General features: G+C 59.1%; 22 protein-coding genes and 1 pseudogene. 20 read left to right on the forward strand and 3 right to left on the reverse strand.

The annotated features are described in order from the left end of the window. The first annotated feature begins 111 nt into the window (after positions 1-111). The 15 genes and pseudogenes from BM017_RS25200 (at position 112) to BM017_RS25275 (ending at position 14,959) form a co-directional block, all read left to right on the forward strand. Positions 112-816, forward strand: coding sequence for an HAD family hydrolase (locus BM017_RS25200; protein ID WP_092249576.1), 705 nt, complete (start codon positions 112-114; stop codon positions 814-816). Positions 817-841: 25 nt separating this feature from the next. After that, a complete protein-coding gene (locus tag BM017_RS25205) occupies positions 842-2,065 on the forward strand; it encodes a transaldolase family protein (RefSeq protein WP_092249579.1) in 1,224 nt (407 codons plus the stop codon). Beyond that, entirely contained in the window at positions 2,062-2,790 is a 729-nt protein-coding gene (locus BM017_RS25210; protein WP_092249582.1) for a sulfotransferase-like domain-containing protein, read from the forward strand. Before BM017_RS25205 ends, BM017_RS25210 begins: the two co-directional genes overlap by 4 nt. 10 nt (positions 2,791-2,800) lie before the next feature. Beyond that, positions 2,801-3,526: an SDR family NAD(P)-dependent oxidoreductase gene (locus tag BM017_RS25215; protein ID WP_092249585.1), complete on the forward strand. Its 726-nt coding sequence runs from the start codon at positions 2,801-2,803 to the stop codon at positions 3,524-3,526. Next, positions 3,523-4,659, forward strand: coding sequence for an SDR family oxidoreductase (locus BM017_RS25220; protein ID WP_092249588.1), 1,137 nt, complete (start codon positions 3,523-3,525; stop codon positions 4,657-4,659). The genes BM017_RS25215 and BM017_RS25220 overlap by 4 nt, the downstream gene beginning before the upstream one ends. A 7-nt stretch (positions 4,660-4,666) precedes the next feature. Next, entirely contained in the window at positions 4,667-5,437 is a 771-nt protein-coding gene (locus BM017_RS25225; protein ID WP_071489708.1) for a class I SAM-dependent methyltransferase, read from the forward strand. Between the two features lie 9 nt (positions 5,438-5,446). Then, positions 5,447-6,676: an MFS transporter gene (locus tag BM017_RS25230; RefSeq protein ID WP_092249591.1), complete on the forward strand. Its 1,230-nt coding sequence runs from the start codon at positions 5,447-5,449 to the stop codon at positions 6,674-6,676. Next, the gene (gene cysC / locus BM017_RS25235) at positions 6,673-7,278 is read left to right on the forward strand and encodes an adenylyl-sulfate kinase (RefSeq protein WP_092249594.1); all 606 of its coding nucleotides are present in this window, start codon (positions 6,673-6,675) and stop codon (positions 7,276-7,278) included. The genes BM017_RS25230 and cysC overlap by 4 nt, the downstream gene beginning before the upstream one ends. Before the next feature lie 107 nt (positions 7,279-7,385). Then, entirely contained in the window at positions 7,386-8,036 is a 651-nt protein-coding gene (locus BM017_RS25240; protein ID WP_092249597.1) for a CGNR zinc finger domain-containing protein, read from the forward strand. 78 nt (positions 8,037-8,114) lie between these two features. Beyond that, complete coding sequence (locus BM017_RS25245) at positions 8,115-8,615, forward strand: sigma-70 family RNA polymerase sigma factor (protein WP_071495145.1); 501 nt, start codon at positions 8,115-8,117, stop codon at positions 8,613-8,615. Between the two features lie 26 nt (positions 8,616-8,641). Then, positions 8,642-9,595, forward strand: a complete 954-nt coding sequence (locus BM017_RS25250) for a FecR family protein (protein ID WP_092249600.1) — start codon at positions 8,642-8,644, stop codon at positions 9,593-9,595. Between the two features lie 97 nt (positions 9,596-9,692). After that, complete coding sequence (locus BM017_RS25255) at positions 9,693-12,098, forward strand: TonB-dependent siderophore receptor (protein WP_092249603.1); 2,406 nt, start codon at positions 9,693-9,695, stop codon at positions 12,096-12,098. 199 nt (positions 12,099-12,297) lie between these two features. Next, on the forward strand, positions 12,298-13,227 hold the full coding sequence (locus BM017_RS28945; protein WP_139216875.1) for a type III secretion effector protein: 930 nt from the start codon (positions 12,298-12,300) through the stop codon (positions 13,225-13,227). Positions 13,228-13,242: 15 nt separating this feature from the next. Next, positions 13,243-13,451: pseudogene (locus BM017_RS25265) on the forward strand (RNA polymerase subunit sigma-24); the annotation flags it as partial. Between the two features lie 632 nt (positions 13,452-14,083). Continuing rightward, positions 14,084-14,959: a hypothetical protein gene (locus BM017_RS25275; protein ID WP_256575688.1), complete on the forward strand. Its 876-nt coding sequence runs from the start codon at positions 14,084-14,086 to the stop codon at positions 14,957-14,959. A 51-nt stretch (positions 14,960-15,010) separates the two neighbouring features. On the opposite strand, the gene BM017_RS25280 is transcribed toward BM017_RS25275, so the two are convergent. Further along, positions 15,011-16,162, reverse strand: coding sequence for an MFS transporter (locus tag BM017_RS25280; protein WP_092249613.1), 1,152 nt, complete (start codon positions 16,160-16,162; stop codon positions 15,011-15,013). Between the two features lie 21 nt (positions 16,163-16,183). Further along, entirely contained in the window at positions 16,184-16,516 is a 333-nt protein-coding gene (locus BM017_RS28950) for a hypothetical protein (protein WP_139216876.1), read from the reverse strand. On the opposite strand from BM017_RS28950, the gene BM017_RS25285 reads away from it, so the two are divergent. The 5 genes from BM017_RS25285 (at position 16,515) to BM017_RS25305 (ending at position 23,581) form a co-directional block, all read left to right on the forward strand. After that, positions 16,515-17,501, forward strand: a complete 987-nt coding sequence (locus BM017_RS25285) for a diaminopimelate epimerase (protein WP_092249616.1) — start codon at positions 16,515-16,517, stop codon at positions 17,499-17,501. The two genes, BM017_RS28950 and BM017_RS25285, sit on opposite strands and share 2 nt — an antisense overlap. A 306-nt stretch (positions 17,502-17,807) precedes the next feature. Further along, a complete protein-coding gene (locus BM017_RS25290; RefSeq protein WP_092249619.1) occupies positions 17,808-19,823 on the forward strand; it encodes a type VI secretion system Vgr family protein in 2,016 nt (671 codons plus the stop codon). Next, entirely contained in the window at positions 19,823-20,659 is an 837-nt protein-coding gene (locus tag BM017_RS25295; protein WP_092249622.1) for a DUF4123 domain-containing protein, read from the forward strand. The genes BM017_RS25290 and BM017_RS25295 overlap by 1 nt, the downstream gene beginning before the upstream one ends. Continuing rightward, complete coding sequence (locus tag BM017_RS25300; protein ID WP_170856119.1) at positions 20,652-21,416, forward strand: hypothetical protein; 765 nt, start codon at positions 20,652-20,654, stop codon at positions 21,414-21,416. Before BM017_RS25295 ends, BM017_RS25300 begins: the two co-directional genes overlap by 8 nt. A gap of 14 nt (positions 21,417-21,430) precedes the next feature. Continuing rightward, a complete protein-coding gene (locus tag BM017_RS25305; protein WP_092249628.1) occupies positions 21,431-23,581 on the forward strand; it encodes a lipase family protein in 2,151 nt (716 codons plus the stop codon). A 9-nt stretch (positions 23,582-23,590) separates the two neighbouring features. Here BM017_RS25305 and codA read toward each other — a convergent pair whose 3' ends face one another. Then, entirely contained in the window at positions 23,591-24,826 is a 1,236-nt protein-coding gene (gene codA, locus BM017_RS25310) for a cytosine deaminase (RefSeq protein WP_071489693.1), read from the reverse strand. Positions 24,827-24,841: the final 15 nt, after the last annotated feature.

A 24,841-nucleotide genomic window follows, 5' to 3' on the forward strand; every position in this document is an offset into this window, starting at 1 on the left:
ACCGCTTAAAAGCGTTTGACAGGCTTTTTGTGCCCGTGTCTTATAGGCACACCTCAACCCGCTCCGTTGGTAGTTCGGAAGTCATCGCGGGGCCACTTACAAGAGGTATCTATGTGCCTTTCGGCCGATATAGGGGAACTACCAGTTCAGGGAAAAACCGCTGCCTTAGTTGGCATGCCTAAGTTAGTGATCTTCGATTGCGACGGTGTACTCGTCCAAAGTGAAGAGATCACCCTGTCTGTGTTGATCTCCATGCTAAATGCACGTGCACCTGGCAGTGCGACACTTGATGTGACACGTTTTATCGAACACTTCCGCGGACGCAGAATTGCGGAGTGTTTGCGTGAGGCTGAATGTATTTTAGATATTCATTTGGACAATGAGTTTGAGCAACACTTTCGTCAGCGCGCGCTGGATGCCTTGACGCTTGATTTAAAAGCGACGGATGGGATTGTTGAAGTGCTGGACAGTTTGCGGGTCCCGTATTGCGTTGCCTCCAGCGCACCCCGTAGCAAGATAGAACACTGCTTGCGTACTGCCGGTCTGTTTTCTTATTTCGAAGGGCGAATATTCAGTTGTTATGAACTGGGTCGCTGGAAGCCAGATCCGTTGGTGTTTTTGACGGCTTGTGACACTTACGATATTGCCGTTACTGATGCGCTGGTTATTGAAGACAGTGTTACGGGTATTCAGGCGGCCGTCGCTGCAAATATAAGGGTTTTGGGTTTTGGTCCACCGCACCGGCGTGCACAGTTGGCGGCTGCCGGCGCATTACCGATCGCCGACATGCGTGAAGTACTGGCGATTTTTAATTGATCTTATTACTCAGGGAGGAGGCGTTGTGAACACACTGGGTTACCTGGAAAGACTTAAACGCAACGATCAATCTTCACAGCTATGGTGGGATTCTTCGCCTGCCGTTTACCTGCCTTACAAACAGCACCTGCTGGATAAGTACCCGGCCGCCGCAGCTTATATAGATGCGTTGATGCCAGACGATTTCTCCCAGTCCTGGGGCTTGTGCAGCGTGACCACCAATCCCCGGCTGGTGACCGCCGTTATCCTTGAAAAACGCGAGTACTGGTCGTCGCGCTTCAACCTGGCGAGCCTGACTCCCAGCGAATTGCACAAGCAGTTGTACAACGAGGTCATCGTTGAGGGGGCGTCGGCGCTCCAGCCGTTGTGGGTTCAATCGGCACAGGTCGAAGGCTGGATTTCCGCGCAGGTCGACCCGGTGGATGTGCGCTGCACCGAGCGCATGACCGTCAGGGGCCTGGAACTGCATCGCCTCGCACCGAATGTGATGGTCAAGGTGCCGGGCAGCCTGGAGGGGTTGTTGACCGTCGAGCAACTGGCCGCCCAGGGCGCGTCGATCAATATCACCTTCTGCTTCACGGTTGCGCAGTTCCAGGCCGGCATCCAGGCCATCGAGCGGGGCATGGCGACCGCGCGCAGCAACGGTATCGACACTGCCCACTGCAAGTACGTGATCACCTTCATGATCGGGCGTTTCGCCTGTCAGCCCGAACTCACGCTGCAGGCCGCAGAGCGTGGCCTGGCATTCAGCGCCGAGGAGCTGCGCTGGGCCGAGCTGATGATCTACGAGCAGGTCCAGGCGTTGGTGGCGGCCGCGAGCGTGCCGGTCAAAACCTTGCTGTCCAGTATCAAAGTCGATGTGGACGAGCGAGGCAACAAGCATTGCTGGCACCTGGAAAAGACCGGGCATGCGGCAACCTGCTACACGCTGACGCCGGATGTGGTGGAGTTCCTCATCGAGCGCGAAAGCCACGGCAAACCGGTAGTGCCCGCCTTGAAACCACAGAAACCGCCCGCGTCGACCTTCGCCAAGCTGATCCGTATCCCGTATTTCTACGAAGCCTACTTTGTCGACAGCATCGAGCCGTATGACTTTGGCAACCATGAGGCGTTTATCAACGCCTGCAACGAAGCCAACAGCGCGCACCGACGCCTGACCGATTACTGCGTGCGGCTTTGCCCGGTGACCAAGCCTTTCAAGCGCGCGCTCAACGCACTGCTGGCCGCTGAATTCGGGGTGGTCGCATGAACCGGATGATCGGGTTGTGGGCCCACCCACGTTCGCGCTCCACCGTGCTGGAACGTGTGTTTATCGAGAGGGGCGATTTTGAGGTTTTCCATGAGCCCTTTGCGCACATGGCGTTTTCCGAGGACTCGGCGATCCCGTCGGATGAGTGGGATCACAGTTTGCCCACGACGTACCAGGGTATAAAACAGCATCTGTTGACCGCCCGTGAGCGCACACACGTATTTCATAAAGACATGTGTTACCACTGTCTGGATAATTTGAAAGTTGACAGTGAGTTTCTCGCGCAACAGGACAATATCTTTCTTATCCGCGAGCCGGCCAGCAGCATTATTTCCCATCATCGGGTGCACCCGGATATGCCGTTGCAGGCCATTGGGCATAAAGCGCTGTACGAGATCTTTTGCGTGGTCACAAAACTCACGGGCAAAGTGCCTTATGTGATTAACGCCGATGATCTGGCCGCTGAACCGGAACGGGTGATTCGTAAGTTGTGTGATTACTTGGGCATTGAGTTTCTGCCGCATGCCATGACGTGGAAGCGAGAGTGTCCGCAACAATGGAAAACCTGGCGTCGTTGGCATGCTGCGGCGGAAAACAGTGAGCGCATTGTGACGCCGGATAAACACCACATCGATATGAAAGCCTTCGACCAATACCCGAAGTTAAAAGCGATGTATGAATACCATCGGACTTTCTACGCGCGCATGAACGAATTTTGCCAATAAGGATGGTTGTATGAAGAAGTTGGTTGTTACCGGGGCGGCCAATGGCATTGGTCGGGCCACGGTGGAAATGGCGATTCAACAGGGTTACTTCGTTATCGGCGCCGACAAGGATGCCGAAGGCCTCAACGTGTTGCAGCGGCTTTACGGTGCTGAAGTATTTGAAGCGCATATCGCCGACTTTTCCGATATGGCGGTTATCAAGGGTTTTATTCCTGAACTGTATAAGCGTCATGCAACCATTTATGGCTTGGTCAATAACGCCGGGCTTTACCACGGTAAAAGTGTCTACGCCTATTCCGATGAGCAGATCGACGAGATCCTCACCGTCAATCTCAAGGCACTGGTGTATCTGTCCAAGGACTTCGCCGAACGGGAAATGACCCACGAAGCCCCGCGCAGCATCGTCAACATTGCTTCGGTGGCCGGTGAAGTGGGCAGCTGCGATGCCCTCTACGGTGCCACCAAGGCGGCGGTGATCGGCCTGACCAAGGCCAACGCGTGGAACTTTGCGCCGTTCGTACGGGTAAACGCGGTGTCCCCGGCGCTGATCCATGACACCGCCATCTACGACACCATCCCCGAATACCGCCGCGCCGAGTACGCACGCCAGGAAGTCCTCAAGGATCCGATCCAGCCTGGCGGCGTGGCCGAGGTCATCTTGCTGCTGGTCGGCGATGCCCTGCGTCACAGCACCGGCAGGGTGATTTCGGTCGACAACGGAGCCTACCCACGGTGAGTCATTCGATGCGCAAGAAAAAACTGCTGCTGGTGGGCGCCGGCAACCTGTGCCTGCAGATCCTCAAGATTCTCGGGCCGAAAAACGCGTTCGAGTTTGTGGTGTTGGGGCGCAATGAAGAGGCGACGATCCGGCTGTGCAACCTGGTGGCGCTGTCGTGCGCGCAACTGGGGCAATTCATTGCTATCAGGCCGGTGATTGCTGACCTCACGGACATCGGCCGGGTGACGCAGCTGCTGCGTGAAGAAGCCCCGGATATCCTGGTGAACTGCGCGTCGCTGCAGTCGTGGCGGGTGATTACCGGGTTGCCCAAGCTGTCGTTCGAAAAGCTCGACCAGGCCCAGTTCGGGCCCTGGCTGCCCATGCACCTGACGTTGATGCACTGCCTGATGCAGGCGGTGAAGGCTTCCGGCATCTCGGCCAAAACCGTCAACGCGGCGTTCCCCGATGCGGTCAACCCGATCCTGGCTCGCGTCGGCCTGGCACCCGATATCGGTGTGGGGAACGTGGCCAACCTGATTCCCGCCGTGCGTCTTTCCATTGCGCGGTTGCTCGAATGTTCGCCCGCCGATGTGCAGGTGCAGTTGTATGCCCAGCACTACTTCAGCCACTACGTGCCGCGCGGCGGCCTGCCACCGCGTGCCAACTACCGCCTGCTGTATGAAGTGCGCGACCGCCCACAGGTGGCCCGCCTGCCGGCCGAGGCGATTTTTTCTACGGTGAAATCCGAGTTCCGTCGCCTGGGCGGGGTGGATGGGCAGTTCCTGACCGCGTGCTCCGCCGTCACGGTTATCGAAGGGCTGTTTTCACCCACGCCGGCGTGGGTGCATGCGCCTGGCCCACTTGGGCTTCCGGGTGGCTATCCGGTGCGGCTGCATGAGGGGCGGATCGAGGTGCAGTTCTCCGAGGCCTGCCCACGGGATGAGGCGGTGCGCATCAACAGCATCTGCCAGAGCCAGGACGGCATCGACGAAATCCATTGCGATGGTTCCGTCACGTACAACCCGCAGTGCATGGCCGTCATGCAATCGATGCTGGGCTACTCCAAGCACAGCATGTCCATCGAACAGTCCGCCGAGTTTGCCCGTGAGTTGGCGAGCAAGTACCTGTCCTTCAAGAATTCGACCTGGTAGGTATGTCATGAATCAGATGACCAGAAACAAGCACAACGACGTGGCCAGTTACTCCGCGCAGTACTCGACGGAATTTGTCGAACGTTGGGATGAGTTGATCGATTGGGAGAAGCGTAAGGCGGGGGAGGGCGGGTTCTTTGAAAACCTGTTGCGAAGCCACGGCGTGCAGTCGGTGATCGACGTCTCGACCGGCAGTGGTTTTCATGCCGTCCAGCTCAAGCAGGCCGGCTTTGACGTGGTCGCCACCGATGGCAGCAGCACCATGTTGACCAAGGCGCGGGCGAACTTTCGCAAACATGGCCTGGATATCCAGTCCCATTACCGTGACTGGCATTCACTGGATCCACAGGAACTGGGGCAATTCGACGCCGTGGTGTGCCTGGGCAGTTCGCTGTGCCATGTGTTTGAAGCCCATGATCGATTGAGGGTGCTGGCGAAATTCAGGGCCTTGCTCAAGCCGGGCGGGTTGCTGATTGTGGACCAGCGCAATTTCTTCGCCATCCGTGCCGGTAAATTCAAAGCCAGCGGTCATTACTATTACTGCGGTACGAACGCTTCGGTGAGCTTGGGCCAGGTCGATGAACGCCTGTGTGAGTTCATCTATTCCTTCGATGATGCGCAGCAGTACAGGCTGCAGGTTTACCCCCTGTTGCCGGGGGAGTTGAAGGGGGAAGTGCTCAAGTCCGGATTTACCGACCATGAAAGCTACGGTGATTTCGAGCGTGACTACGACATGATGGATTGTGATTTTGTCATCCACACTGCGCGCGCCGAATAGGGAGGCTTGATGAGCACACTCGTACAGAGCAATGCCCGCCCATTGGACAGTGTCGTGCTGGCGATCGTCCTCACCGGGTTCGTGGCCAGTACCTACGGCTTTGGGGTTTACCTGTTCGCCAACCTTGTCGTGGACATGCGCCGCGACATCGGCTTCGACTACACCACGGTGGGCCTGATCACCGGCGGCGCGCAGATTGGCTTCCTGCTGTTTTCGTCGGTGACCAGTTACATCAGCCGTTTCTTCGACGGCTGGAAAATCAGCCTGGTGTCCACCGTGATGACGTCCCTGGCGCTGCTGGGCCTGAGCGTCAGCGACAGCATCTGGTTGTCGGGGGCCTTGTTGATCCTGCTCGGTGGTTGCTCCGCCTCGGTGTACATCCCGCTGGCGGAAATCGTCACCAAGGGCTTCAGCCCGGGTAATCGCTCGCGGGTCATGGGGCTGATCTCCAGTGGCACCAGCTATGGCGTGTTCATCAATGGCTTGCTGGTGTCGTTCCTGACCTTGAATGGCGGCTGGCGCTCGATCTGGCTCACTGCCGGCCTGATCTCGGTGGCCCTGTGTCTGGTGGCCTGGTTTCTGTTGCGCAACCTGGCCGCGAGCCAGGACACCGGGTTTGCCGGCGAGCGCGCCGTAGCGTTTGACAGCCGCCAGCCGTGGCTCAGCCGCTCGCTGTACCTGACCTGGGCCATCGCGTTTCTCAATGGCATGGCATTGCTGCCTTTCCAGACGTACCTGGCGCCCTTCCTGCGCGATGAATTGGGCGTATCGGTTCAAGACGCCGGGTTTATCTGGACCACCATCGGTGCGGTGGGCATGGCCTCGGGCTTTCTGGTGGGGTGGATTGCCGACAAGGTCGGTGTGCGGGCGTCGCTGGCGATGTGTTTCCTCAGTGCAGGACTGGCCGCCACCCTGGTGTTCAGTTTCAACAGCCTCCCGCTGTTCTACTTGGCCGCGTTCCTGTTTGCGCTGGCGTTCTACCCCATTTTCGGGCTGGTCCCCAGTTACATCGGGCAGATCGTGCCGGTCAGCCGGCTGACCCAGGCCTTTGGCATCGCCAATGTGCTGATCGGCTTGGGCGGGGTGTGCGGCAACTTTCTGGGTGGCTTTTCCAAGGACCTCACCGGGTCGTTCTCGACGGTGTACTGGGTGGTTGCGCTGTTGCTGTTCGTGCAATGCGTGATGGTGTTCATGTTGGGTAAACCGCCGACTGCGGCGAAGGAGGGCGTGCGGCCATGAGTTATTTTCCAGACAGTCCAAGCCAGAACCTGCACGCGTTTGCGTTCAGCCATCGGCGCGCCGGACGCGGGCACAAGCCTGCGGTCATCTGGCTGACGGGTATCTCGGCGTCCGGCAAATCGACCATCGCTGATGCGTTGGACATCGCCTTGCAGAAACAGGGGCGGATCACCGCGATCATTGATGGCGACTCGGTGCGTGGCGGGTTGTGCCGCGACCTGGGTTTTACCGACAGCGACCGCGATGAGAATATCCGGCGGGTCGCCGAAGTGGCCCGCTTGATGATGGAGGCGGGGCTGATGGTGATTGTCGCGCTGATTTCACCTTCGTCGGCCAGTCGGCATTACGCACGTTCGATCATCGGCAATGAGTTTTTTGTCGAAGTGCATGTGGATGCACCGTTGGAAGTTGCTGAACAACGTGATCCGAAGGGCCTGTATAAAAAAGCCCGTGCGGGCCAGATCAAACACTTCACCGGGATCGACTCCCAGTACGACGTGCCGGTGTTTCCTGAAGTGCACTTGAATACCCAGGCGCTTTCGGTGGAGCAGTCGGTCGAGGCGATTCTGGATTGGGTGGGGCACAACGACAGTCGCGGTTAGCCGTCTGTCTTTGCGTCGGCTTTGCGCCGGGATGACAATATCTGTAACTCGAAAAAACAAGGTAATCTGCGCCATCGCAGGGAGAACGCGTTTTTTCGGGAGCAGGCATGACACATTTTACGGGCACTGCAAAATCAATTCGCCTGATTGGCGGGGCCCGGGTCCTGGACTTCATCAATACCACCAATGGGCGTCGCCCCGGCACTTCGCTCAAGGTCATGGAAGAACGGCTCACCAGTTTTCAGTTCTTCTTTGAATGGGCCCTGCATGCGTCGTTGATCTCGGCCCGGGAGTTCGATGACTACAAGCCGATGGTGTTTGAGTCATCGATGGCTTACCAACCGAACCTCGACGCGATCATTGCGTTCAGGGAATGCCTGTACGCAGTGTTTTATCCGTTGTCCTTGCAAACTGCCGCGCCCGACCACGCCTTGCAGCAGATCAACGAGGCCTTCCAGCAAGGCGCAGCACGGCGGGTGCTGCGTTCTGTCGAGGGCAAACCTGCCTGGGCGTGGATGCCTTGCACCACGGCGCAGGAGCTCACGGCCATGGTGCTGGGCCGCCTGGCCATCGAGGCCACGCAATTGCTGGTATCCGGTGATCTGCACGCATTGCGCAGTTGCAGCGCTACCGACTGCGACTGGGTGTTCCTGGATATCTCTAAGAACAAACAGCGCAAGTGGTGCCAGATGAGCGTGTGCGGCAGCCGGGAGAAACTCAGCCGGCTCAGACAGGTGGGTGGCAAAACGGCGCATTGAGGGCCCATGGCGAGTAGCAATTGCCCTACTTAATAGGAAGCATTACTATTCACGCCCCGCTTCCCCAGTGCTCCCACGATGATCCCTCAGCCGCCCCGCAGAACAGGCTTTTTCGAACACTACGAAGAGTTGATCGGGACCTGGACGCGCCGCCTGAGAAATCGCCAGCAGGCCGAAGACCTGGCCCATGACACTTTCGTGCGGGTGCTGGAGGCAAAATCCTCCGAGGTCGAGCAACCTCGCGCCTATCTGCATCAAACGGCGCGCAATATTGCCGTAGACGCCTTTCGACGCGAAGACCGTCGCGAGGCCATGACCCTGGAAGCCTTTGATCAGCGTTCGCCGCACACCGGCGACCCGGAACATTTCATGCACGCGATCCAGTTGGCGGACTCTATCGAGCGAGCCTTGGCCGAGCTGCCGCTCAATTGCCGCAGGATTTTCATCTGGCAGAAAATCGAGGGCCTGACCCAGCAGGAAATCGCCGACCGCCTGGGGCTGTCTAAAAACATGGTGGAAAAGTATATGATCCGCACCCTGCGGCATCTGCGCGACCGCCTGGACGCGATGGCGCCATGATCGCCCGCTCTGAAACAGGATCATCCATGATGGATAACCGTGCCCGAGACGAAGCCGCGCAATGGTTTGTGCGCCTGCAAGACGCCGAGTTGAGTGCTGTCGAACGCCAGCGTTTCGACGCATGGCGCACTGAGCATCCCGATCACCAGTATGAGTTCGATGTATTGCAGGGCGTGTGGAGCGCCGCTGACTTGCTGCCCAACGCCCGCCTGCAGGCGCTGTGCGAAGCGCCTGCGGAACGTCCCAAGCGCCGAGCCATCCTGCGTTATGCGGCGGCCGCCAGTGTGGTTGCAGTCGCGCTGGGGCTGGGCCTGTTCAGCGGGCTGGATCATCCCAAGCCCTACCGCGCCGAGTTCAGTACGCGTCTGGGGGAACATCGCCAGGTGGCCTTGCCCGACGGTTCGGTGATGGACCTCAATAGCCGCAGCATCGTCACGGTGCATTACGAAAAAGGTCGGCGTGGCGTCGAGATCAAGCAGGGCGAAGCGATGTTCAGCGTCGAACATGACACCAGCAGGCCCTTTGTCGTGGCGGCCGGGGCAGGGCAGGTGACCGTGACCGGCACGCGATTCGATGTGCGCCGCGATGACGACCAGACCCGCGTCATGGTCGAAGCCGGCACCGTGAAAGTACAAGGCCGTGCGCCGGACAAGATGGTGACGCTGACAGCGGGCCTGGGCAGCCATGTCGACAACCAGGGGCGGGTAGCCGCGGCCTACGCGGTGAACACCGAAGAACTGACCGCCTGGCGTACCGGCAAACTGGTCTTCAACAACGCTTCGCTGGGCGAAGTGGCCCGGGAAGTCTCGCGTTATCGGGAGCAACCGCTGCGGGTCAGCACGCCGGCCGTGGGCAACCTGCGCCTGACCAGCGTATTCAAGTCCGACGACACCGATGCCTTGCTCAAGGCGTTGCCGCACATCCTGCCGGTAGCCTTGCGCACCTTGCCGGACGGCAGCCAGGAAATTATTTCACGCTGACATTCAGGTTTTTTTCGAGTTCTTCGTCTTCTCCTGCAACTGCAACTGGTTTGCATTAACAGCCGCACACTCTTGCGATCACAGGACTAGGTTCGACGTGAAAAAACTCGCCGTGAACAACAATAAAATCTCCCGCTGGGCGCCGCTGGCCCTGGCGCTTGCGGTCAGTGCCGCGCTGCCTGTGGCCTACGCCGCCGAGGCTATCCACATCAAGGCCCAGTCCCTGGGCACAGCGCTGAGCCAGTTGGGCCAGCAGACGTCCCTGCAAGTGTTCTTCAGCCCCGAACTGGTTGCGGGCAAGCAGGCGCCGGCGGTCGACGGCAACCTTTCCCCCGAACAAGCCCTGCGCCAGTTGCTGCAAGGCAGCGGCCTGGACTACCAGATCGATGCCGGCTCCGTGACCCTGCGCCCACTGAACAGCGGCACCGGTGAAGCCGGCTCGCCGCTGGAACTGGGCGCCACCGATATCAAGGTGGTGGGCGACTGGCTCGGCGACGCCAACGCCGAAGTGGTGCAGAACCACCCCGGCGCACGCACGGTGATCCGCCGCGAAGCCATGGTGGAGCAGGGCGCGATGAACGTCGGCGACGTGCTGCGCCGTGTGCCGGGTGTGCAGGTGCAGGAATCCAACGGCACCGGCGGCAGCGATATTTCCCTCAACGTTGGCGTACGTGGCCTGACGTCACGCCTGTCGCCACGTTCCACCGTGTTGATCGACGGTGTACCGGCAGCGTTCGCGCCGTACGGTCAACCGCAATTGTCGATGGCGCCGATATCCGCCGGTAACCTGGACAGTATCGACGTGGTGCGCGGTGCCGGTTCCGTACGCTACGGGCCCCAAAACGTCGGCGGCGTAATCAACTTCGTGACCCGCGCCATCCCCGAGAAGTTCTCCGGTGAAGTCGGCACCACCCTGCAAACCTCCGCCCATGGCGGCTGGAAGCACATCGACAATGCGTTTATCGGCGGCACCGCCGACAACGGCATCGGCGCCGCCTTGCTGTACTCCGGGGTCAATGGCAACGGTTACCGCAACAGCAACAATTCCAACGACATCGACGACGTGATCTTCAAGACCCACTGGGCGCCGACCGATCAGGACGACTTCTCGCTCAACTTCCATTACTACGACGCCAGCGCCGACATGCCCGGCGGCCTGACGCAGAAGCAGTTCGACGCCAACCCGTACCAATCGGTACGCGACTGGGACAATTTCAGCGGGCGCCGCAAGGACGTATCGTTCAAGTACATCCGCCAGTTCGACGACCGTACCCAGGCCGAGGTGCTGACCTATTACTCCGACAGCTTTCGCGGCAGCAACATCGCCAACCGTGACCTGAAGACCCTCGGTTCCTACCCGCGCACCTACTACACCTTCGGCATCGAGCCACGCGTCTCCCGTGTATTCGATGTAGGCCCGAGCACCCAGGAAGTCAGCCTGGGCTATCGCTACCTCAAGGAAGGCATGCATGAGCAGGCGACCAGCCTGAATCTGGTCAACAATGTACCGACGCCGGGCGGACAGAGTGACGGCCATGTCTATCAGGATCGCACCGGGGGCACCGAGGCCAACGCGTTCTACATCGATAACAAGATCGATATCGGCAAGTGGACGGTGACTCCGGGGATCCGTTTCGAAGATATCCGCACCGAATGGCACGACCGTCCGGTGATCGCGTTGAACGGCACCCGCACCCAGGAAAAACGCCGCGAAGTCCACAACAACGAACCGCTGCCCGCATTGAGCGTGATGTACCACGTTTCCGACGCCTGGAAACTGTTCGCCAACTACGAGACCTCGTTTGGCAGCCTGCAGTACTTCCAACTGGGCCAGGGCGGCACCGGCGACCAGACCGCCAACGGCCTGAACCCGGAAAAGGCCAAGACCTACGAGGTGGGTACGCGCTACAACGACAATGTCTGGGGCGGTGAGCTGACGTTCTTCTACATCGACTTCTCGGACGAGCTGCAATACGTCAGCAACGACGTGGGCTGGACCAACCTCGGCGCCACCAAGCACACCGGTATCGAAGCCTCGGCGCACTATGACCTGTCGAACCTGGACCCGCGCCTGGATGGCCTGACCGCCAATGCCGGCTTCACCTACACCAAGGCCACGTCCGAAGGTGACGTGCCGTTCAAGGGCCGTGACCTGCCGCTTTATTCCCGTGAGGTGGCTACCTTGGGCCTGCGTTACGACGTCAACCGCTGGACCCATAACCTGGATGTATACGCCCAGTCCGGCCAGCGTGCGCCAGGTACAACCAGCACCTATATCACCCAAGGTACGGCTGACGGCCAGTTCGGTGATATTCCGGGCTACGTCTCGGTCAACGTGCGCAGTGGCTATGACTTTGGCGAGCAGTTGTCCAACCTGAAACTGGGCGTTGGTGTGAAAAACGTCTTCGACCAACAGCACTACACCCGTTCCAGTGACAACAATGCTGGACTGTACCTTGGCGAGCCGCGAACGTTCTTTGTACAGGCCAGCGTCGGGTTCTGATTCATTGCGAAAGGAAAAGTCGCAGCTCCCTTCAGGGCTGCGATTTTTTTTGCCTGTTTCCTACGTGTGCGCAGCGCATTTGGCTGTCTGTCGCGGAACTGATTCCGACGCAAACCCCACACATGGGCACACCTTATTGGCATCGACGCTAAGTTGAAGCGACAGCCTGAAGGTCACGCTCACTGTATTGGAGAAACTCATGTCGGTATCGACTCTCGATCCAACCGCATCTGCATCAACCACGTACAACCGTGCGCTGGCACACGCCAAGCCTCAGGCTAAACCCGCCAACCCGGCGCCTACAGCGCTGTCTTTCAATGACCATCGCGCTGCCAGCGTCAGCTTTCACTGCAGCGAGAATAACTCCGGCCCTGTGCTTGGTAACGCTCAGCCAACCATGGGCGGTCACTTTTCGGGTCAGCACAGCGTGTTCATGCCGCCCAGTTTCAGGGACAGGTTCAAAGAATTGATGACCAGTTTGCTTGGTGGTCACCGATCACCGATGCATCCAGGCTGTAGTAATCCGCCGCCAAGGCCGAATCCTGGCTGGAGCAGCCCGCCGCCACGACCGAACCCCAGTGTTGGCAGGCCATGCCCGACCCGACCGTGCGAATCTGATACTGACTACAGCTTGAAGAACCGTGAACAGTTGATGCGGCTGATGCTCGACAAATTTACAGCCTTCGAGGACACCGGGTACCCGGGCTACATGAGCGTTGACAGCATTAAAACGAAGGCGAATCGGCCGTTGCTCCCTGAATACGGTCCGAACAAAGAAGAGAACAAAAAAAGGAACCAGGAAACTCGCCTGGCCAAGCAAGTCTTGAAAGATCCGAACCTGATGAATGCCATCTTCCGAAACCCTGTCACAGGCGCACGGGAGCGTCTGGCCAGCCCACAAAGGCTGGACATGCTTGCCAACAGGGAGGACTACTTCACCTACCACAGCGACAAGCAATTGCGCCAAGAAGTGCGTGAGCATTGGGGTCGGAATCCGCGGATCGAAGTCCTTCAGTGGTGGGCGAACAGACCGCTGACGGGGGATTCTGAGCAGGACCATCGGACCCAACTGGCGAAGGAGCTCCTCTTCCATCGCAGCGATCTGGTGCAGAAACTGTTCAGAAAATGACTTCCAAATCGGTCCCTGGCCCACGACACCTTTGTGCGGTGCTTGAGGCAAAATCCTCCGAGGTTGAGCAACCTCGCGGCTATCTGCATCAAGCAGCGCGCAATATTGCCGTTGACGCCTTTCGACGCGAAGACTATCGCGAGGCCATGATCCTGGAAGCCTATGAAAAGCGCACGCAGCACACGGGCGAGCCGGAGCGTTTCATGCGCGCGATCCAGTTGGCGATGGACAATCGCTTCTCTTGGCTGCGCGATGGTCAGATCAAGCGAAAGGAGTTGATGGACTATCACCCAGTCACAATGGAACCGTTCGTGAAGACCCCGCCACACAGAAAACATCCACCGGTCATTGACTGCCGATGGGGGTCTTCATCTACCGAATCAGGTCTGGACCATGAATTCGACATCATTTGAATCCCTTCAATCCCAGTACAACGTTCCAACCCTGGCTACGCTCGCGCAGGAAGCGGAACGCCCAACCACATCCCCGTTACACGGGGTCAACCTCACATCCTCACCTAAATGCAGCTTCAAGGCGCCCACCGCCGAAGATTTTGACAAAGGCTCTCGGATGTTCATTGAAACACCGGCGCACACCCCTGTGCTTTCAACAGTTGCCAACTTTTTGAAACGGTGGTCCAGCCGCGGCTAGGCGACTTTCCCAGGGCATGGATGGCCCGGTCAGATGAGCAGTTACAAACGATCAAGATTTACTGAGGTATGGAGGGCAGCCTTCGGAACCATTGTTTTGTCGCCGCCACTCAGTTGGCGCTTGGACCGTGTTGATTTCGAGGCATTTTCTTCGATCAAGCTATCAAGGGCCAGGCTACGGAATTTACATAGGTTGGAGGTGAATAATGAGTAGTGGTATCAGAAGTCCGGTAGCAGGAGCGAGCACTGGCCAGTCTCGTTTGGGGGTGGATACCCGCCCACTGGGCACGGCGCTTCCAGCGGCGCGGAGACATAACCTTGGTTTGGTGAACGGCGCCGAGCGGCACGTTGACGGTCAGAATCTGTACGGTGGCATGACCAGGGTTGGGAACCCCTTTGTCAGCTCAGATGATCACTTGGTGGCCACCTTCATTAAGAACAACTTGTCATTATTGGACGAGTTCAAGGAAGACGGCAAACTGACACAGAAGTCTTGGCAGAAGGCCGCTGTTAGCGTGACGATCCCGGAGCGCCTCATGATGGCGGTGGCAGAGTCAATCAACCGTCCTCGACTGAATGCCGCGATTCTCACAAAGAACGGTGAGATCACCAGCGACAGTCTGACCAAGGCTTCCAACTCGCAAGTCGGCAATACCAACCCCAACACCCAGAGCGCAGATCCGTTCCATTCGAAATCCGATGCTCAGGTCATCAAGGCATTCCTGGACAAATTTAATGTGTTGCGGGACAAGTCGCAAGACTTCGATGTCCTCTTTGGTTTAGAGAAACGTCGGTACATGAAAACAGACACAGTTACCTATATCAGCACAGACCCTGATGTAACTGATAAAAACGGCCAACCTGTGCTTGACCCACGCACCAGGTTTCCCTTGAAAAAATTCCCTGAAATAGACGTGTATATGTGCAGGAATATTCAGGAGAGGGGGCTGTTGGACAGGATGGATGGTTACGAAGCCAACGGTTATAACATCTTTGGCAGCCGTAATGACGATGGCTGGTTGAAGAGAAGCAGTATTGAGCGCTTGCATGAAAGCATGAGTAAAAAGCCGGGGGGGAGTTAAAGGCCGGTACGAGCGGCTTGAAAAGCTCAAGCTGCTCGTATCACTTTGCGTTCACACCCGCAGTATTTTGCCACTCACCGCCACCGCCGCCAGCAGCCCTGCGATCAACATGAAAGCGGTTGCCAGGCTGCTGCCATGGGCGATGAACCCGATCAAGGCCGGCCCGGCCAATATCCCGGCATAACCCAGAGTGGTAATGGCCGGTACAGCAATGTGTTCTGGCATGACGTTCTGTTTGCCCACAGCCGTGTACAGCACCGGGACAATATTGGAGCACCCTGCACCCACCAGTGCATAACCCAACAATGCCATTTCCCACGCTGGAGACAAGGTGGCGAGCAAGGTGCCGGCCGCTGCCAGTGTGCCACCCGCCACAATGACCCGGGTTGCGCCCAGCCGGCGCACGATGGCGTCACCGGTCAACCGCCCGACCGTCATGGTCAGCGCAAATGCTGCGTAGCCCAACCCTGCATAGGCTTCGTCCAGGTCACGTTCGGCACTGAGGAACACGGCGCTCCAGTCGAGCACCGCCCCTTCGGCCAGGAACACGATAAAGCACAGGCAACCGATAAACAGCACCACACCGTGGGGCACGGCAAACGCCGGGCCGGAACTTTCACTGCCATAGGGCAGCAGGTGCGGTGCAGCCTTGAGCAGCGCCGCCAGCGTGATGACGATCACCACCAGGGTCGCCTGCAACGGCGACAGGCCCAGCCCGAGCAAACCCGAGACACCCGCCGCACCGACGATGCCCCCCAGGCTGAACAGCCCATGAAAGCCCGACATCATGGTTTTGCCGCTGGCGCGTTCAACGATCACCGCCTGCAAGTTGACCGTGGAATCCACCGTGCCCAGGCCGGCACCAAACAGGAACAACCCAGCCATCAGTAGCGGAATCGAGCTCACTGTCGCCAGCATCGGCAATGCCAGGCAGATCAGGATCGTGCCGGCGCTCAGGACGCGTCGGCAGCCGAAACGTGAGGCCAATGCACCCGCTGCGGGCATGGCGATAATCGAACCGACCCCCAGGCACAGCAGCAACAGACCCAGCGTGCCTTCGCTCAGCCCGGCACGAGCCTTGGCATACGGCACCAGCGGCGCCCAGGCCGCGATGCCGAAGCCGGCAATGAAGAAAGCGATACGGGTCGACATTTGCTCCAGCCGCCCGGGAACCACGGGCGCTGAGGTGGGGATGGCAGTCATGAAAAATCCTTGGTTTTGCGTTCAACGAACGATGTCCGGCGCGACATCCTTGCACATCAGGCCTTGGTGTGCGAGCCGGGTTCCGTTGGGATTCGGGCTGCCTTGAATTTTATTTTTACAAGCTGGAACGCTGGAGCAGGTTGCAACCACATAGGTCGTAACGAGTCTGTAGGAGGCGGTCTGGAAGGTGCGTAATCCCTGCGAGAGCAGTTGAACCCCAGGGTTCTCGCGGTGGATTACCACCTTCCAGGCTACTTCTGAAAACGCGTCAAGCGGGTGGTGTGCAACGCCGGGATCCCCCACAATCGAACAACTCTTTTTTGCGATCACGCATGCCTCGGTGGATAAGCTCATGACCCTGTTCTACGACGCTCGCGGCAACATCTATGGCGTGGCCAGCCCGGCTTTATTGCGCCGCAAGGGCATCGATGTACCCGAGAGTGCTGAGCATGCCGCGGTTGCTCGTACCGCCTGGGCGGCGTCGGCGATCGCCTCGGAATGCAGTTGGGGCTCGGTGCCGCACCCGGCTGGTGGCAAGGCCCACCGTTGTGATGGCCTGCTGGTGGGGCCGTTCAAGGACGCGCCGCCGTTCGATCTGCTGATCGTAAACACCGACGGTTCCCTGGCCGAGCGCAGCGGTAATGGCTTGACGATTTTTGCCCAGGCTCTCACCGACCAGGGCCTGATGACCGAAGCTTGTGAGTTGCGGGTCCATCACGACAAATCGGACGCGCAATCTCCAGTCGCCACTCGGGTGGAACCCACCGTTCGTGACGATGTTGCAGGGTTCTGGCTTGAGCTGGGGGTACCTGCTTTTGGGCCGGCGGCGGTGGGCGCGCAGGGGGTTGGTCAGGTGTTTCTGCAGGGGACTGAACTGAGCCATGTGACCGAGCTGACGGCGATCAGCCCGCAGTGGGCCGCCAGTCAATTCGTGCGGGTGGGCAACCCCCACTGTGTGACGCTGGTCCAGCAGCTCTCGGCGTTGCCGGACAACGCACAGATGCTGCTGCCAAAGCTGTTCGAGTCCTTGAAGGCGATCGCCTTCGCGCCCCCTGCGGGCGGCGGCCAGCCTTGTGGGGCGGGGGTCAACTTGCAATGGGCGGCGCGCCAGCCTGGCAACCAGGTCGTAGCGCGGGTGTTCGAGCGCGGTGAGGGGCCGACCGCGTCTTCCGGCACCAGTGCCAGCGCCGTCGCCTGCGCGGCATGGCGTGCGGGCTGGGTCGAGAACGGTGACGTCGCGGTGGTGATGCCGGGTGGCGTTGCGCCGGTACGCTTGCACACCCAGGGCGAGACGCTGCTCGGCGTCAGTCTGTTCGGGACCGCACGGCTGCAGGCCTGAGGTTTTTTAACGGCTGACGCTGTGATTCAGTGTCGGCTGTTTCTGTGTCAGTTAGTTGTTATTAAGAAGTTTAGTGTAGGGCATTTCTTATTGTTAAGAAGTGGCACATTGACTCGTTTTATTGTTTTGTAAAAGACACTTCCAACTTCTTTGTACGAATCTTCTTTTTTATTTTAAAACAGCCGATTTTTTCCCGTAATCGCTAAGCTTTGAGGCGTTCAGGGGCTTTTTCTCGGCAGTTTATTCGCACACTTAACGAGGCAAAGCATTCCTGCGTGCTCATTCATTTATGGCGGGTAACAACGGATGGTTAACGCGTTTGTTTCGTCACGTTTCAAACTGATTCTTCCCTGCATGGATACCGACTTTCAGGTGCTGGCATTCAATGGCGGCGAGCGCCTTGACCAGCCTTTTTTCATCCAGGTGCAGGTGGTGAGTGAAAATCCTTCCCTTGACCTTGAGAGGTTGCTCCATCAACCCGCCTACCTGGATTTCGGAATGGGCGAAGGGCTGCATGGCCAGGTTTACGCAATCGGCCGGGACGACCCTGGCCGGCGCATCACGCTCTACCACCTGACCCTGGCACCGCGCCTGGCCTACCTTGCACACCGGCGCGACCAGCGGATCTTCCAGCAACGCAGCGTGCCGCAGATTATCGCGGCGGTGCTTGAGCGGCATGGCATCCTGGCGGACGCCTATGCATTCGAGCTTGGTCCCGTGGTGTATCCGCCACGCACGTTCTGTGTGCAGTATGCGGAGAGCGACCTGCACTTCATCCAGCGGCTGTGTGAAGAGGAGGGCATTCATTACCATTTTCGTCACAGCGCGGATGCCCATCTGCTGGTGTTCGGTGATGACCAGACGGTGTTTCGCCGTTTGCCCCAGCAACGCTACTGCCCTGCTGGCGGGCCGCAAGCCGCTACGCAGGTCGTCCAGCGTTTTGATGTGCGCCTGGCCACACGCACCCAGAAGACGGTGCGTCGCGATCATGACTTCGAACACCCTTCATTGCTGCTGCAGGACTGCGCGGGCTCGGCGCCGGCGCAACCTCTCGAGGATTATCGTTACCCAGCGGGATTCACGGGTCATGCCCGGGGCAAGCGCTTGGCGCGGCGGGGCTTGGAGCGTCACCAGCGCGACCGTCTTCGCGCATTGGGCCGCAGTGATCAACCGGCGCTGCGCAGCGGGCATTTCCTTGACTTGCGCGATCACCCCGATCCGTCCTGCAATGACTTGTGGCTGATCACTTCAGTGCGTCATGAAGGTTATCAGCCGCAGGTGCTGGAGGAGGTGACGCCCACCACCGATGCATTCGAGGGGTATCGTAATCGCTTCACCGCGACGCCTTGGCAAGCGGTGCATCGACCGCCCCTCAAACATCCCAAGCCGACCATCAATGGCAGCCAGACCGCAACCGTGACCGGGCCGCCGGGTGAAGACGTGCATTGTGACGCCTATGGCCGGGTGAAGGTGCGCTTCCACTGGGACCGCCTGGACAAGGCGGATGATAAAAGCAGTTGCTGGGTTCGGGTTGCGTCCGGATGGGCCGGTGACGGGTTCGGTGCAACGATCATCCCGCGTGTGGGCATGGAAGTGCTGGTGACCTTCCTTGAAGGCGACCCGGACCAGCCGTTGATCAACGGTTGTCTGCCCAATGCGTCGCACCGGCCGGCCTACCCGTTGCCGCAGCACAAGACCCGCAGTGTCTTGCGCACCCGCAGTACGCTGGGGGGCGAGGGCGCCAACGAGTTGTACCTGGAGGATCGTCGTGGCGAGGAGCTCATTTACCTTCGTGCACAGCGGGACCTGGAGCAGCAGGTCGGCCATGACAGTCGGTTGGAAGTGGCGGGGGAGCGACGGGAAGTCATTCATGGATTGAGTACGGCTCACCTGGCCAGCGAGGAGCATCGTCATATCACCGGCGATCGCAGGATCGTGCTCAAGGCGAGCGACTACCTAGATGTACTAGGTGACAGCCGTACCCATGTGGGGCAGACCCTTATCCTGGAGGCCGGGCAGCAGTTTCATCTCAAGTCCGGTGCCAGCCTGGTGATCGACGCCGGGGCGCAACTGAGCCTCAAGGCGGGGGGCGAGCATCTGGTCATCCAGGCCGGCGGCATCTTCAGCAGTCGCCCCATTACCCTGGGTGGAGCGCCGTCCGTCACCCTGGCGGCGAATGCCTCGGCAGCGATCGACACACCCAGGATCTCCCTGGTGCAAGGCAGCCTCATGAACCTGGCCAGGCAATTGGGCGCCGATTACTGCCCGGTGTGCGAGCGCTGCCGCGAAGGACGGTGTGAACTGCCAGGGAGGGCCGCTTGATGCCAAGGATGCCAGGCCAGTGGATGGACCAACAGCAACAGCGGGGACGACGACTGTGCTTGATCCTTGAGGGGCAGAGCGACGCGCGCGCACCGCTGCTGGAGGTACGCGACTTGCCGGCGTACCGCAGTGTTTACGCCGAGACTGCCGTAGCGGAGTTGGCGGCAGAAGGCCCACTGATTGTGCTGCTGGGCCCGCTGAACGAGCACGCTTTGCTTGGCCTATTGCGGCAACCCGAGACGAACTGGGGCTGGCTGGGCAGTTTACCCGGCGAAGACCTGACGGCAGTGACTCGACACTGGCGTGACAGGCTGCTGGTGGGCCCTGAAGGCGCGCAATCGCTGTACCGCTTCCACGACAACCGTACCCTGGCGCGTGCCCTGGCCCATCTGGGCCAGGATCGCTGGCCGGTATTTTTCGGGCCATTGATCAGCGTGTGCTATTGGCACGAAAACCGCTGGCACACGGCTGACAACCGGGCCCCCGGTGAGTATCCGGTGCCGGATCCCGCGCCCTGGCTGGATGCACCCAACCCAAACGCAGCGGCCATCCTGCACGCCAATATCCTGCGTTACCTGTTGACTGAGCACAGTGAAGACCTGGCGACATTGGTGGAATTTCAAGACCCGCGAATCTGGCTGGCACAGGTACTGGAGCAGGCGCGTTCCTGGCAGTGGCAGGGGCCGGAGCAACTGGAGTTTCTGGTGGTGCGAAGACTGGAGGAGGCGACTCGGAGCAGTGTTTTGCAGTGGCAGCCCGGGGTCGGTGAAGCGCCTGGGGAGCACTTTGAGCGAGTAGTGGCACAGTGGCGATTGATGGGGGGAAAGCATGAGTAGGCGAAGGTGGGGGGGGGTAATGGTGCTGGGGGTACTCGGGCTGACGGGGTGTGGGGGCAAGCCTGTGGATCGATTTACGTTGGAGGTGGATTTGCCGGCGGAGTTTGAACTCAAGACTGCCGCGAATTATCTGCCCGCTACCGGTGAGACCTGCGCTTTGCCGCGACGCCGAGGTAAGCGACCGGAGCGCAAAGTCTTTTTTACTGATTTCAAAGATGCTGCAAGCCGGGTGAGCTATGAACTGCCGCTGAGTGAAAAAATCGAGGGCTGCCCTTCGGTGCTGAGAAGCCTGGAGTTTGAGTTTTATGCGAAGTGGGGCAAACGGGATACGGACGTGGGTGGGAGTTTTGCCGCTATTTCCATTCGCGACCCCTCGGACGCTGATATACGAGGCATGCCAGTAACGGGTGTTCAGGAGCTACATAAGCAATGTCGGTGGTTGTTCCGTACTGCGGGGCCGCAGCACGTGATCGTCAAGGTTCTTAAATGCAGTTCATCAGGTGCAGCAGTCCCGTTATCCAGACCTGTGCAACGGGATCAGCTACCAGGGAAAACGCTCAGGATGGTGCTGACGATGACCGATGAGGAAGAACCCTATTTTGATAACAACTGGGTCGTTGTTCCCGGTGGATGGAAGCGTTGTAGAGGCAAAAATTTTGAAGATCTGGATGCGTTTTGCAACGGCAATACCACTGACTTCAAACCAATAAAAATGCCGGACGGTCGCATTTGTGATGTCTACCCATCCTGCAAGTAAGCAAGGAGAAGTTCATGAAGATGAATGCACGGAAGCAGGCTTTTTTCAGTGACAGCAAGCCGGCTTGCTCATGGCGAGGGCATTGGGTGAGTTTTTGTCTGGTCGATGAACTCGGCGTTGGGACGGCGTACGGTGGATTGCCTTACACAGTCCATGACAGTGCAGGGCAACAGTACAAGGGCAGGCTGAATGGAGAGGGCTTCGCCCAGTTAGCCAATATTTACTGCGGTCCTGTAATCCTCGTTTTTGACGATCCGTATTCAGGAACAGAACTGTTGTATCAGAGGCTGATGTCGCGCCAGACTTATAAACTTCCAATCACCGAGCTTCAGATTCGTGCTGAGCAAACCCGATTTTCTGCCTCGGATGGTCGGCGGACTGAAAGCAACCCCGCCCAGTTGAAAGCTGACCGTTTTTATCAGGTTGAAGTCCGTGATCTGGTTCGCCATGTCGCCCACTTGCCTCCGATTGCCCAGCGCACTCATCAACCTCGACGACACGCATTGAAAATGCTCGCCGACCTAGGTTTTGGGCCGCCCCAATCGATGCTGGTGGGGATCGTGTTGTTTCCCAACCACCATACCGCGCTGGAGGTTCGGCCGCTGCGAGCCTTGCGCCCGTTGTTTTCCAGCGAAGACAGCTTTTGTGCCTTGAACCTCTATCAATTGGCATTGATGGCAACCTTGAGCTACTGCAATTTCGGGCAAGAACCCGCTCAAGCACCGACTGAGGAGGTTCGATTTCCTTTCGATCCGAGTGTCGGCCATCTATTCGCTGAAAAACTCTCGGGTTTCCACGAGGCATGGCGGGTTGATTCCGAGCAGCAGCAACGCTTCTATCCCGTCTATGAAGACGTCCCTTACTCCCGGCGATTCGAGATCCTGCCCTTCGATCCTGAGTTGTACCCTCAGAACCATCCTGAGCGGGCAGAAGAACAAGAACATCCTGCGCGGTTGCATTTTTTCGACGACGAAAAATTTGGCACTGATACCCAGGCGTTCATCACTCATCACGAAGAGGTGATTCTGATTGCGGTGCGCGGAACAGCCAGCGCTGCTGACGGGCTACGGGACGCTAATGCTCATCAAGTGGCTTTTTTGGAGGGCGTTGGCAAGGCGCACGAAGGTTTCTATCAAGCCTATCAGGCAATGCGCAACTTCATACTCAGTTACCTCAGACAATTTCACACCAACCAAAGAATAATCATCTGCGGCCATAGCCTGGGCGGTGCAATTGCCTTGCTCTTGGCAGAAAGCCTGCGTCGGGCGCCGGGGACCAACTACAACATCCTCCTCTACACCTACGGCGCCCCCCGCGCCGCCGATTCCGAATTCACCGCAGGTGCCTCAACCCTGGTCCACCACCGCATCGTCAACCACAACGACCCCGTCCCCAGCGTCCCGGCCCCATGGATGAACACCACCGCCAAGCTCTGGGTCCCAGGTGCCGTCACGCTGTTCAGCGCCCCCGCGCCGGGTGGGTTGCTGTTCGCTGCCGGCCTGGTACGTTTCGGTGGCAATCCCTACGAGCACCATGGTGAACAACACCATTTCATGCCGATCACACTCCCGGATGGCACCCATTCTTCGGTGTTGTGGCAACCCGGCTGCGAGTCCATCCAGGAGGCCGGTTGCAACCGGGCGCTGCAACTCCACGGTGACATGCCTGAACGTGACAACCTGCTCAAGCAGCTGTTCCAGGCCAGCCAGCACTTCATGACCGCCAGCTACATTCCGGCCGCCTGGGCAACACTCCGGCGCTGGCAGCAAACCCAGGAAAGCAATGGGCCCTTGGTAACGCCGAGGGAATTCGAATTGCTTGACCGTGCGCTCGAGACCATGCGCGAGCAATTGCGCAACAAGCGTCGGGAATTGACCCGTCTAAGGGCGGCCAACGACCGGGGTTATGAGCATAACGAAGCCTTGAACGCCGAAATCGACCGTTTGCACACCAGTCGCGAGCGCCTTGCGACCCTGCGCTGGCGCCGTCTGGAAGCCCGTGATGTCTATGGTAGTCATGCCCATGGTGCCCACTTGGCAACCAGCCTCAAGCGCTGGTTCAGTCACCGTGAAAATCGCGAGCTGTCGCAGGTCGCCCGTATCCCTCCCGCTCTGGATAACGACAGGGGGAGGGCACATACGCTGGATATCGACTCGATTGTCTGACCGAGGTGTTTACGCAAACTCTACCTGGGCTGGCCGGCGTGTCATCAACACCTTGCCGTTGCGGATCGAGTACAGCGGCAGGCCCTGACTGCGGATCACCTCGTAGTCGCTGTCCGCCGAGAGGATCAACAGGTTGGCCGGGCGTCCCTGCTCCAGACCGTAGCGGTCACCCAGGGCCATGGCTTTGGCGCTGTTGTCGGTGACCAGGTCGAGGGCGCTTTGCAGGTTGCGATAGCCGAGCATGTGGCAGATGTGCAAACCGGCTTCGAGTACCCGCAGGATGTTGCCGTTGCCCAGTGGGTACCAGGGATCGACGATGGAGTCTTGGCCGAAGCACACATTCATGCCGGCCTCGAGCAGTTCGTTGACCCGGGTGACGCCACGGCGTTTTGGGAAGCTGTCGAAGCGACCTTGCAGGTGAATGCTCTCGGTGGGGCAGGAAACGAAGCTGATACCGGAATGTCCCAGCAGGCGAAAGAGCTTGGCGCAGTAGGCGTTGTCGTAGGAACCCATGGCGGTGGTGTGGCTGGCAGTGACGCGGGCGCCCATGTCGCGGCTGCGGGCCTCTTCGGCCAGTACTTCGAGAAAGCGCGAATGTGGGTCGTCGGTTTCGTCGCAGTGCACATCCACCAGGCAGCCGGTGCGTTCGGCCAGGTCCATCAGGAACTTCACCGAGCTCACGCCCTGGTCGCGGGTGTATTCAAAGTGCGGGATGCCGCCGATCACATCGGCGCCCAGGCGGATGGCCTCTTCCATCAGTTCGCGGCCATTGCGGTACGACTCGATGCCTTCCTGGGGGAACGCGACGATCTGCAGGTCTATCAGGTGTGTGCTTTCCTCGCGTACTTCCAGCATGGCCTTGAGCGCGGTGAGGTCCGGGTCAGTGACGTCGACGTGGGTACGTACATGCTGGATACCGTGGGCGGCCAGGGCCTGGATAGTCTTTTTGGCGCGGGTCTTGGTATCTTCCTGGGTGATGGTGGCCTTGCGTTCGCCCCAGCACTCGATGCCTTCGAACAGGGTGCCGCTCATGTTCCAGCGTGGTTCGCCGGCGGTCAGCGTGGCGTCGAGGTGGATATGCGGTTCGACAAAGGGCGGGATCACCAGGTTGCCGGCGGCGTCCAGGTCCCCCGCGCCCAGGTGCGGTACTGTCGATTGCGCGGTGATACTGGCGATCCGGCCATGTTCCAGGTGCAGATCATGCAGGCCTTCACGGTTGCGCAGGCGGGCGTTGATGATGTGCATGGGCAAGTTCCTCTT

It is taken from the genome of Pseudomonas sp. NFPP04 (assembly GCF_900113815.1).
GTDB classification, from domain to species: domain Bacteria; phylum Pseudomonadota; class Gammaproteobacteria; order Pseudomonadales; family Pseudomonadaceae; genus Aquipseudomonas; species Aquipseudomonas extremorientalis.